We start from the raw sequence: 9693 nt of genomic DNA, 5'->3' as shown, positions 1-9693 counted from the left end.
CACCACCTAGAATTAGTACAACCATTATTCATAAAAAAAATGAAAATTATACATAAAAAGTGAAAGCTTCTTCGATTAAATCGAAGAAGCTTTCACTTTTTCAGTGGCCTCCCATTAGAGTGGATAGTTTTTTACTTAATAGCTTCATGAACCTTTAACTGCTTACCTTTTATCGTTTTGTTTTTCATTGCTTTTAAAACAAGTGGTCCTTTTCCGTTTAATATATCAACATAGGAAACATTATCTTGGATCGTAATAATCCCTATATCATCCGCTGTGACACCTGGGATTTTGGCAATTGTACCAACGAAATCCACTGCTCGGATTTTCTTTTTCTTCCCGCCATTAAAGTAAAGCTTCATGATTCCCTTATTTAATCCCACACTTTTATCTTTCTTTATGATTGGTTTCGCATTTATTTTTTCCTCAAATGCTATCTTTCCTTTTGTAATATCCTCTTTTGACGGGGCATCCATTTGCGGAATTTCAAAACCAATATATTCTTCGATTTCTGCTAAAAATCTTTTTTCATACGGAGTTACAAATGTAATTGCTTTTCCGCTATTACCAGCACGTCCCGTTCTTCCTGTACGGTGTACATAACTTTCTTTTTCTAATGGAATATCGTAATTAATAACGTGGGTAATATTCTCAATATCAATTCCTCTTGCTGCTACATCTGTCGCTACTAAATAGCGGAATTTTCCTCTTTTAAAGTCATTCATTACTGCAAAACGATCCTCTTGCACCATTCCGCCATGAATTTTATCACAAGGATAGCCAGAACGTTTTAACTGTCTAAATACATCATCTACATTTTCTTGCGTACGGCAGAAAATAATGCAACTATCTGGATTTTCAATCGTTGTTATATCTTTCAGAAGAGAGAATTTCTCTTCTTCCCTCACTTCTAACAGACTATGTTCAATTTTATCTGTCGTAATGCCAGATGCTTGAATCTCGATGTTGATTGGTGATTCCATATATGTACGAGACAAATTTTCAACATCTTCTGGTAATGTCGCAGAAAAGAGCATCGTCATTCGGTTACTAGGTAATTCGTCAATAATTGCCTCTACTTGATCGATAAAGCCCATATTTAACATTTCATCTGCCTCATCAATCACCAAATATTTCAGACACTCTAACGAAAAAGTCCCTTTTTCAATATGATCTAATACACGCCCAGGAGTGCCGACGACAATATGTGTCTTTTGCTTTAGCTCTAATTTTTGACGCGCAAATGGAGATTTCCCATAAACCGCAGTTGCTTTAATACGCTTAAATCTTCCTATATTCGTAATATCTTCTTTTACCTGTGCAGCAAGCTCCCTTGTTGGTGTAAGAATTAATGCCTGCGGTTTATTTTCTTCCCATTCAACCATTTCACAAAGCGGAATCCCAAAAGAAGCTGTCTTACCGCTTCCTGTTTGTGATTTTACAACAAGGTCTTTCTTTTCTAATGCAATTGGGATGACTTTCTCTTGCACTTCTGTTGGCTTTTCATATTGCAAGCTAGCAAGTGCTCTTACAATTTCTTTACTCAATGCGTAATCGCTAAAACTTTGTGGACTCATGTATTAACCTCATTTTGTTATATATTTTCGTATGTATTTTTCACCATTGTATGAATACCATATGCATAATTCCTACTAAACCTGTTTTCAAGCCTTCAGAAAATGTATCAATGTAGATAATAAGTATACGTCATTTCCAACACATATGCCTACAAAATCTAACACACCTTTTTCTGAACAAAGTTATCTCTCACTAGAAACACATTCCATATATTTTTTGTTGTTTTTTTCGCTATTCTGTAATTCATTATGCTTGTCCCCTTGAAAATCAAATGTAAATCCAATATTCTAATACTATTAACTCTCTACTAAAGGTTGTGTTTAACATACGTATTAATAAGTTCATTAGTGAAGCTGGAAAAGCATCTAGACGCGGTGCAGATAAATTAGTCAATGAAGGAAGAGTCACGATAAATGGAAAGGTTGCGAAAATAGGCAGCCAAGTCGAGCCCGGGGATGATGTTCGTGTAAACGGTAACCAAATACGAATGGCAAGTAATTATGTTTATATTGCCTTAAATAAACCCGTTGGTATTACGAGTACAACAGAAAAAAATGTTAAGGGTAATATTGTTGATTTAGTCAATCACCCATTAAGAATTTTTAATATTGGGCGACTAGATAAAGATTCAGATGGCTTAATACTCCTTACGAACGATGGAGATATAGTCAATGAAATTTTACGTGCTGAAAATAAGCATGAGAAAGAATACATTGTTACAGTAGACAAGCCGATTACTCCTGAATTTTTAAAACGAATGGCTGAAGGTGTAAAAATTTTAGGTACGAAAACGCTGCCTTGTCAGATGGAACAACTTTCCAAATACGTTTTTCAAATCACTTTAACTCAAGGACTAAATCGTCAAATTCGTCGCATGTGTGAAGCACTTGGCTACGATGTTTATAGACTACAGCGAACTCGAATTATGAATATTCATTTAGGTAATCTACCCGTTGGACAATGGAGAGACTTATCTAAAAAAGAGCGTAATCGATTATTCCAAGACTTGAACTATGAGCCAAAGGAATGGTAAAAAAAGATGGACCAAAACAGGAAGAAACTGTTTTGGTCCATTTTTTACTGTACTATTTTACGTTTTCCTATCTATTTCCCAAATCGTTTGCGATATCCGCATTTTCTACATAGTTCTTCTACTGCTACCCTTTGCGAAAACCCATCCACAAGGTTTGTTGCTCGTTCCCCTTCGATAATCTCTGAAAACGAATCATCATTAATATTTCCAAGGTTAATAATGCCCTCACCATCTAAACAACAAGGAATAACCGTTCCGTTCGCTAATATACCCGCTTGATTGCGAAGGCCATAACAGAAGCCCTTTCCATCGTCTTCTTCTTCATGCAGTGCAGGCCACTGAAACTCGTAATCTTGATTAATATAAATACGATCAGCAATTTTTATGCCACTTCCTGGTGTGATCTTCTCTTCAATTTTGTACGGTAAATCGAATTCTTTCTCAATGATTTCTAGCAACTCTCTGTTTCGTTGTATTTCAAGATTCGTCTTATTGTCTTGCGTTAAGTTCCATAGTCTAAGAGAAACAATCAACTCTGATTGGCTCGTTGCTTCTTTAATAAAAGAAAGTATACTTCGTACATACCCTTCCTTATCTTCAGAACCTTCATGCCCATCAAAGCTATGAAGCGAAAAATTCATCTGTCTGAGCGCAGGTTTATTTAATAGCTTTTCCCTCTTTTTATTAATTAATGTTCCGTTCGTTGTAATGTTAACTTTAAATCCTTTTTCATGACTGATATCTAACAATTGACCTATTTTAGGGTGAAGCAACGGCTCACCTTTTACATGTAAATAAATATAGTCTGTGTGAGGTTTAATTTGATCTAATCGCTTTGCAAAATCCTCCACAGAAAGAAATTGCTTCTGCCGTTCTGTTGGCGGACAAAAGCTGCATGCGAGGTTACATACACTTGTAATCTCTAAATAAAACTTCTTAAACTTTTTCAATCTCAATTCCTCACTTCTTTGACTACTTAGAACAGGGCTAACTATTGTTCTATCACTATTACAGCATAATTTTTCATAAATGGGAACATGCTTATTTGAGGAAACTGTTGTTACTATTTTCTTTCTTTGGAAGAATGTAAGGATATCTTAAAGCAATCGAAACAAAGATTCATCTACTTATGATAACCTGTTTAGAAATTATTTAGAATACAATCTTTTTGATATCATAACTTCAGAATCTTAAATAAATTACCTTGTCGCATAATAGGCAGAGGAGGTATCATTGATACCTCCTCTTTCGTGCTCCCAAAAGTCAAGTGTAGTAAGGGGGCGAAATTATGAAATTCATTTATTTATTAGTCAAATCAAAAATACTTTATAATAAACAAAACAAATCAGCATGGTTATCCAAGAAACTAAACCAAATATACTTACAATTTGATTTTCACGCCAACCATATTTTAATGCGAAATGAAAGTGTATAGGAGTCATTTTAAATAATCTAGCCCCAGTCGTTTTGAAATAATAAACTTGTATAATTACTGAGAATTGTTCTGCAAAATAAATAATAAATAATAATGGTACTAGAATCTCTACGTGTTCAATAACAGAAAAGAAGGTTAAAATTCCACCAATTGCAAGAGAACCTGTATCACCCATAAACCCTTTTGCAGGGTATAAGTTATAAATTAAGAAACCTACTAGACATCCAATCATCACTAATGAAAAAATCCTTATTTCTTGATGCTCACTTATTAAGAAAAAAAATAAAAAAGAAGGTATGGAAACATTAGCTAGAAGTCCATCCATTCCATCAGTGAAGTTTATTGCATTGGCCGTACCTACAATGAATAAAACAATAAGAATGATGTATACAAAGCTAGGTAAATATAAGGTATTATCTTGAGTAAGAGAAATCTTGAACTCAAAATTAAAGTTCATTATTAAAGTATAAAGAATGTAGCTAGTAAACATGAACTGTAAAATTAATTTAGTTTTGCTAGATATCCCACCAGGATCTTGATTATAGGCTTTCCAAAAATCATCAAGAAATCCGATAAGTCCAAATAGTATAAATGTAGAACATAAGAGTATCATTAAAGGAGAATGATTATAATATAGACAAATAATTACTCCAATGTAAAAAACAATCCCCAGCATTAGAGGAGTTCCTTTTTTATTCTGATGATCAGAGGGTAACTCTTTTCGAATAGGTTGGGTAAAGTTGATTTTTTTCAATATAAAGAGAATAAATGGTGTAACAATAACGACTAAAGTAAATGACAGTATAAGTAGTTTAAGATCTATTAACATAATTTACTCACCTGCTCCCTTTTTATATATTCAGAATTTTTATGTTAAGAATTTTTCATTATAATCCCCTTTCTTGGATGTCAATTTTATTACTATTCGTTAAAAATTCGGAAAACCCCTTCTGTATATTCCATACATTCCTTGTTTATATAAGATGACATTATTCGTAGCATTCAAAAAATCTCACTTCTTATCTTTTTTCAGTTAAGAAGTGAGATTTTTTGTTTTTGGGGCGATTTGATTTCTTAGCTTGATGGGCATGCGTCAACACCCCATATAAAAATAATTTCATACTCTTGACTTAAGTCAATGACCACTCATAACCTTCCCCCTTAAAATGAAACCAAACATATAATTAGGAGGGTATCTTATGACCGTTTCAGTAAAAGAACAATCAAATCAGCGAAAGTACGCTTTGACCGCTGGCATATCCCTTATCATTATGGCATTTGTTGCATTTTTTTCCTCTGGATTCGCCCATGCAAGCCTCGTTGTAAAAGGGGATGCTAGTGCCACCTATCACAATATCATGGCGGCACCTCTCCTTTTCAAGGCTGAAATCTTTGGCTGGTTCATCATCCTAATAACTGATATTGTGGTCGCCTGGGCTTTCTATATTTTCCTAAAGCCCATTCATAAAAATCTTTCATTGCTCGGGGCGTGGCTCCGCCTTATCTATGCGGCGATATTAGGAATTGCCATACTCAATTTATTATTTGTACTGCTTCTCACGAAAAATACAACCTATCTATCGTTCTTTAAAATCGATCAACTGCAAGCACATATTATGCTATTTTTAGAAGCATTTGAATCTATTTGGTCGATTGGCTTAATCATTTTTGGTGGAAACCTCATGATTGTCGGCTACTTAACTTTCAAATCAGCCAGCATACCAAAAGTCATTAGCATCTTATTGCTGCTTGCTTCAATAGGTTATATTGTCATTCACTTATGTAACACGTTTTCTCCAGAATATGATAAGTTCATTTCCATACTTCAAATTGTCTTTAGTATACCAATGATTGCCGGAGAACTTGGCTTTGGCATATGGCTCTTACTGAGAGGCGGAAAAACCTCGCAGAATGGATGACAATTTCCTGTTGTTGTGCCTCGTTAAACATTGTAAATTTACTTAAATACTTCAATAATATATTTTCCATATAACTTTCCTTTCAATGCTTGATTCAATTGAAAAACTCCATTTTCATGTTCATCGCCTTTTTTACATTCATTTCGTGATAAAATCTTAATATCCTCGTATCTAGTGTAGTTTTTATAATTTTGTAGTTTACTTAACATACACACCTAATACCAATTATAATGAATTTTTGAAAGCGTATTAATTTCCACAAAAAAGTAAGTTACAATAGAACAAAGAAACGAAATGTATAGTCATGAATATGAAAAGCTATAGGGGTATAAGAAAATGAAAAATAAACTTCATGAACTCAATAAACAAAAAAAGCCGTTATTCGTCACTGTGTATGACCAATTGTATACATTAATTATGGATGGAACATTTCCTCCAGACAGTCAACTTCCAACAGAACCCGAATTGGCCAAAATATTTGGGGTAAGCAGAATGACATTACGGCATGCTTTAGCACTTTTACAGGAAGATGGATTGGTGAAAAATATCCATGGAAAAGGAAATTTCATTACAAAATTTCATCATAATGAAAGTATGGATGGTTTGGAGAAGTTAGGGAATCCCTTATATAAATGCTATACCGAAAAAATAGATGATATTGAACTTAATTTCCGAATTGACCTAGTAACGGACTATGCAATGCAAGTATTAAATCAAGAAATGACTGCAGTAGTTGCGTTGGAACGCTGGTATAAAAGTAACGATAAGATCGTAGCTTTTGCTTTTACGATGATGCCAATCGAAGCGGTTTCCAAGTTAAATCTTGACTTACAAAACGAGAAGCAACTATTGGAAATGTTAGAGGAGAAAGTATATGAACGGGCTAATTCCTCTACCATTGAAATTAAACGTTCTCATTCCGTCAATACTCCGTCGTCATTAAAATACCAACTTTTCCACGGAGAGGAATGTGATTTGATTTTAGAAAATATATATATTAGTGATAAATATCCTGTGGTTTATAATAAATATTATATACCGATAGAATTTAGTCAGATTAAGATTAAAACATCTAAGTAGTCGGAGGAAAAGCCCATTTGCTCTTAAAAGCCTTTTTCTTTTTAGATGGGCAAGAGCGTCTGGTCATGCATAGTAGCGGTCAGGGCCTTTTCCTGCCACAGGCAACGGTTAAAACAAAAGGAGAAGGCGATATTGTATTGACTTATAGGTCGAAAAATTAAAAGAGCAAGTTTTGATCAATCTTTTTTCAAAACTTGCTCTAAATATATAATTATAAATTTAATTATTTTCCATATTGTTCATATAACTAAAACACCCTGTTAATTACATAAGGAAGCTAAAAAATACTTGTTAAGTTGCTGACAGCTCTTTGATACATTCCTCTCTAACTTTCCATAAACGATCCAAATCGAATTTTTGACTTAATTTATATTTTTCTAACCACATTGGTATGTAAGAACGGTGAAAATCAGTTTTGAAATCTCCAATCTGATAAGGTTCTATTTGTTTTTCTACTAAAAATTCTTCAATAGGCTCCCCATTCACATGAATCCTAGTGAAATCAAATCTTTCATTTTTATATTTTAAATAACAATGTGCTTCTGGGATAGAGTTTAAGCCATGTATTCTTAAAACATTTCCAACACCTGGTGTGTTATTTTCGTTCATTTCATAAATTCCTGTAATTAATTTTATTTCTTCCACCCCTTGTTCTTTACATAACGCAGAAAGTAAAGCATGTTTCGTACTACATGTTCCCTTTCCTTCACTCATTACTAATTCATAGTCGGACCGATTAGAATTCCTCCCATAAGGCAATTCGCCAACAAACTTTAACGCTGCATGAAAATCATGTATCCCCAATTTAGCAAAACATTCTGATACCTTGCCGCGTTCTTTAATAATGAAATTCGGCAATGCGTAATTAATCATATATACCCTTCCTTTCTTTTTATCAACATTCTTTTCTATTAACAATAATAAATTCCTTTTTTTCAATGGTCCTGCTTCTTTCATTCAATAATGAAAAATGAAATTATACGTAGGTTTCGTCTTATCATTTTTATAGACAGTTAAACTTTTTTCAAAAATACTTCTTAAACTCTCCTATTACATCAAAATGGATTCTCTTATGAGAAATCTGAATTTAGTTTTTTTAAGTTTCCCGAATTGCAAATTATCCCTCAAACCTCGGCTGCGCAAAACCCATTCTACACATTGACCAATTCAATGTTGTTTTTTGAATTTCATCAAAAATATCCCACAAGTTATGTACTAAACGTAATTCAACATTACGTTTAAACAGCTCTTGAAATAAATCAACTACTTCTAATTTGGCAATTGGAATTTGCGATGTTTCACTTACATAATAACCAGCATTCTCATCTTGCAGTGTGAACTGCTTTGTATCAAATTCATACAAGTATAATTTCGTATTTTTCATCGTTTCAAACCATTTGTTTTCAATAACGACTACATGCGAACATGATTTTGATGATATATATGTTTGCTTGTCGATTTCAGATGTATTTGGACCAACATGATAGCAAACACGTGAACAATTTCTAGGTGTCAAAAAGTTAGGTAAGCATTGATCATTTATTGCCCATACAAGCCCTTTCGTTGGATCTAAGTCCGTTCGATTAGGTATTCGTGGATGAAACATTTGAATATGACTCTCTTCACTTACATGGAATATCCGCACACACTTTCCTCCTTAAATTGCTTTATCAGTCGCCATTATTCCTTTCACTGTACGCCCTCTTTTCTATGTTGGTCGTAACGTTACGTTTCTTGCGTACACTCTTATTTTTTCATATCATGCAGATCGTGTCATGTCTTTTGTAATATGAAATCAAGCCAGATATCCTTAATTGGATTTCTGGCTTTTCTAATGCCTAAATTATATTCCAACTATCTTTATGAAAAACTAAAAAGAAAGTATAAGTCCAAGAGTTAGTTTCTAACGAAATAACGTTAAAATCAATAATCTCCAGTCTAATACTTTCTTTTAATAGCCTACAACCATTTTTCTATAGTCTAAAACATTTTTTTAATGAAACAACTGCCCATATTGTTTACTTATTTTGGCTTTTTTTGAGCTCTTAATGCTATTTTTTCAAGTCCATTTTCTCCTGCAAATTCTACATCTGCTTTTGGTAGGGCATTTTTATTATTCTTAAATTGATTATTCTTATTTTTAACCATTTTTTCACCACCCTTGTAGTTTGATTTTATTATTCCTTCAAGGATGCCAACCATAATACATACGCTATATAAAGGTCGCGGAGTAGTATTTTTTCGTTATCGGCACCCACGATTTTAGTTTGCTTTCTTTTTTGTAGGCTATGCGATTTGATTTTCTTCTTTAACTAAACTCATCCATTCGCCTAATAAGAAATTGAATACAAAGCGACTGTAACCAGTCGTTTTAGCAAGTAATATTTCTTGTTTCTTATTTGGGTAGAATAGAAGTAAATTTCACTTTTGTAAAGAAGAGAATATCCAAATTAACATTCTCTTCTTGAGGTTTACCCGTGTGAATAACCCCTCCTTATCCACCTTATGGCCTGATTGAAGAAGAGGCTTCCTTTTTCAGTGGGGGGACCCACTGCGTCTTACACAGTCTCCACAGGCGTAGATTATACTGTTCGGACATAACCTTGCCCTACAGTTTGTAGACTTTAGTTTGTGATAAGCAATTCTTC

Annotated in this window: 10 protein-coding genes and 1 pseudogene; 3 read left to right on the top strand and 8 right to left on the bottom strand. The window is 33.6% G+C overall.

Translation table 11 applies throughout. The features are described from left to right. Nucleotides 1–131: 131 nt before the first annotated feature. Complete coding sequence (locus tag MR076_RS25400; RefSeq protein WP_242225345.1) at nucleotides 132–1577, bottom strand: DEAD/DEAH box helicase; 1446 nt, start codon at nucleotides 1575–1577, stop codon at nucleotides 132–134. A gap of 317 nt (nucleotides 1578–1894) precedes the next feature. Between MR076_RS25400 and rluF the strand changes: the two genes are divergently transcribed. Further along, complete coding sequence (gene rluF / locus MR076_RS25395) at nucleotides 1895–2611, top strand: 23S rRNA pseudouridine(2604) synthase RluF (protein WP_242225344.1); 717 nt, start codon at nucleotides 1895–1897, stop codon at nucleotides 2609–2611. Nucleotides 2612–2682: 71 nt separating this feature from the next. On the opposite strand, the gene MR076_RS25390 is transcribed toward rluF, so the two are convergent. Both MR076_RS25390 and mraY read right to left on the bottom strand, forming a co-directional pair. Continuing rightward, complete coding sequence (locus MR076_RS25390) at nucleotides 2683–3561, bottom strand: radical SAM/SPASM domain-containing protein (protein WP_242225343.1); 879 nt, start codon at nucleotides 3559–3561, stop codon at nucleotides 2683–2685. A gap of 360 nt (nucleotides 3562–3921) precedes the next feature. Beyond that, a complete protein-coding gene (mraY, locus tag MR076_RS25385; RefSeq protein WP_242225342.1) occupies nucleotides 3922–4875 on the bottom strand; it encodes a phospho-N-acetylmuramoyl-pentapeptide-transferase in 954 nt (317 codons plus the stop codon). A gap of 370 nt (nucleotides 4876–5245) precedes the next feature. On the opposite strand from mraY, the gene MR076_RS25380 reads away from it, so the two are divergent. Continuing rightward, nucleotides 5246–5965 carry a DUF4386 domain-containing protein gene (locus MR076_RS25380; RefSeq protein WP_242225341.1) on the top strand — a complete coding sequence of 240 codons (720 nt, stop codon included), beginning with the start codon at nucleotides 5246–5248 and terminating at the stop codon, nucleotides 5963–5965. Between the two features lie 38 nt (nucleotides 5966–6003). On the opposite strand, the gene MR076_RS25375 is transcribed toward MR076_RS25380, so the two are convergent. After that, on the bottom strand, nucleotides 6004–6174 hold the full coding sequence (locus tag MR076_RS25375; protein WP_242225340.1) for a hypothetical protein: 171 nt from the start codon (nucleotides 6172–6174) through the stop codon (nucleotides 6004–6006). Nucleotides 6175–6301: 127 nt separating this feature from the next. Here MR076_RS25375 and MR076_RS25370 point away from each other — a divergent pair, with 127 nt between their 5' ends. Then, a complete protein-coding gene (locus tag MR076_RS25370; protein WP_242225339.1) occupies nucleotides 6302–7045 on the top strand; it encodes a GntR family transcriptional regulator in 744 nt (247 codons plus the stop codon). A 291-nt stretch (nucleotides 7046–7336) separates the two neighbouring features. Here MR076_RS25370 and MR076_RS25365 read toward each other — a convergent pair whose 3' ends face one another. From MR076_RS25365 to MR076_RS26455, 4 genes and pseudogenes are all read right to left on the bottom strand, one after another. After that, complete coding sequence (locus MR076_RS25365) at nucleotides 7337–7918, bottom strand: hypothetical protein (protein WP_242225338.1); 582 nt, start codon at nucleotides 7916–7918, stop codon at nucleotides 7337–7339. 244 nt (nucleotides 7919–8162) lie between these two features. Next, on the bottom strand, nucleotides 8163–8690 hold the full coding sequence (locus tag MR076_RS25360) for a DUF6886 family protein (protein ID WP_242225337.1): 528 nt from the start codon (nucleotides 8688–8690) through the stop codon (nucleotides 8163–8165). A gap of 377 nt (nucleotides 8691–9067) precedes the next feature. Continuing rightward, complete coding sequence (locus MR076_RS26460) at nucleotides 9068–9193, bottom strand: hypothetical protein (protein ID WP_277928615.1); 126 nt, start codon at nucleotides 9191–9193, stop codon at nucleotides 9068–9070. Between the two features lie 138 nt (nucleotides 9194–9331). Further along, nucleotides 9332–9442 (bottom strand): annotated as a pseudogene (locus MR076_RS26455) (helix-turn-helix domain-containing protein); the annotation flags it as partial. Nucleotides 9443–9693 lie beyond the last annotated feature (251 nt).

Origin of the sequence: Bacillus cereus group sp. BfR-BA-01380 (assembly GCF_022663535.1) — a bacterium.
GTDB lineage: Bacteria > Bacillota > Bacilli > Bacillales > Bacillaceae_G > Bacillus_A > Bacillus_A cereus_BB.
This window is presented reverse-complemented; position numbering and strand designations above follow the sequence as displayed.

What these genes read in the sequence shown, in the direction of transcription:
- MR076_RS25400 (WP_242225345.1), bottom strand. Translation starts at nt 1,577, where the DNA reads ATGAGTCCACAAAGTTTTAGCGATTACGCATTGAGTAAAGAAATTGTA.
- mraY (WP_242225342.1), bottom strand. Translation starts at nt 4,875, where the DNA reads ATGTTAATAGATCTTAAACTACTTATACTGTCATTTACTTTAGTCGTT.
- MR076_RS25380 (WP_242225341.1), top strand. Translation starts at nt 5,246, where the DNA reads ATGACCGTTTCAGTAAAAGAACAATCAAATCAGCGAAAGTACGCTTTG.
- MR076_RS25375 (WP_242225340.1), bottom strand. Translation starts at nt 6,174, where the DNA reads ATGTTAAGTAAACTACAAAATTATAAAAACTACACTAGATACGAGGAT.
- MR076_RS25370 (WP_242225339.1), top strand. Translation starts at nt 6,302, where the DNA reads ATGAAAAATAAACTTCATGAACTCAATAAACAAAAAAAGCCGTTATTC.
- MR076_RS25365 (WP_242225338.1), bottom strand. Translation starts at nt 7,918, where the DNA reads ATGATTAATTACGCATTGCCGAATTTCATTATTAAAGAACGCGGCAAG.
- MR076_RS26460 (WP_277928615.1), bottom strand. Translation starts at nt 9,193, where the DNA reads ATGGTTAAAAATAAGAATAATCAATTTAAGAATAATAAAAATGCCCTA.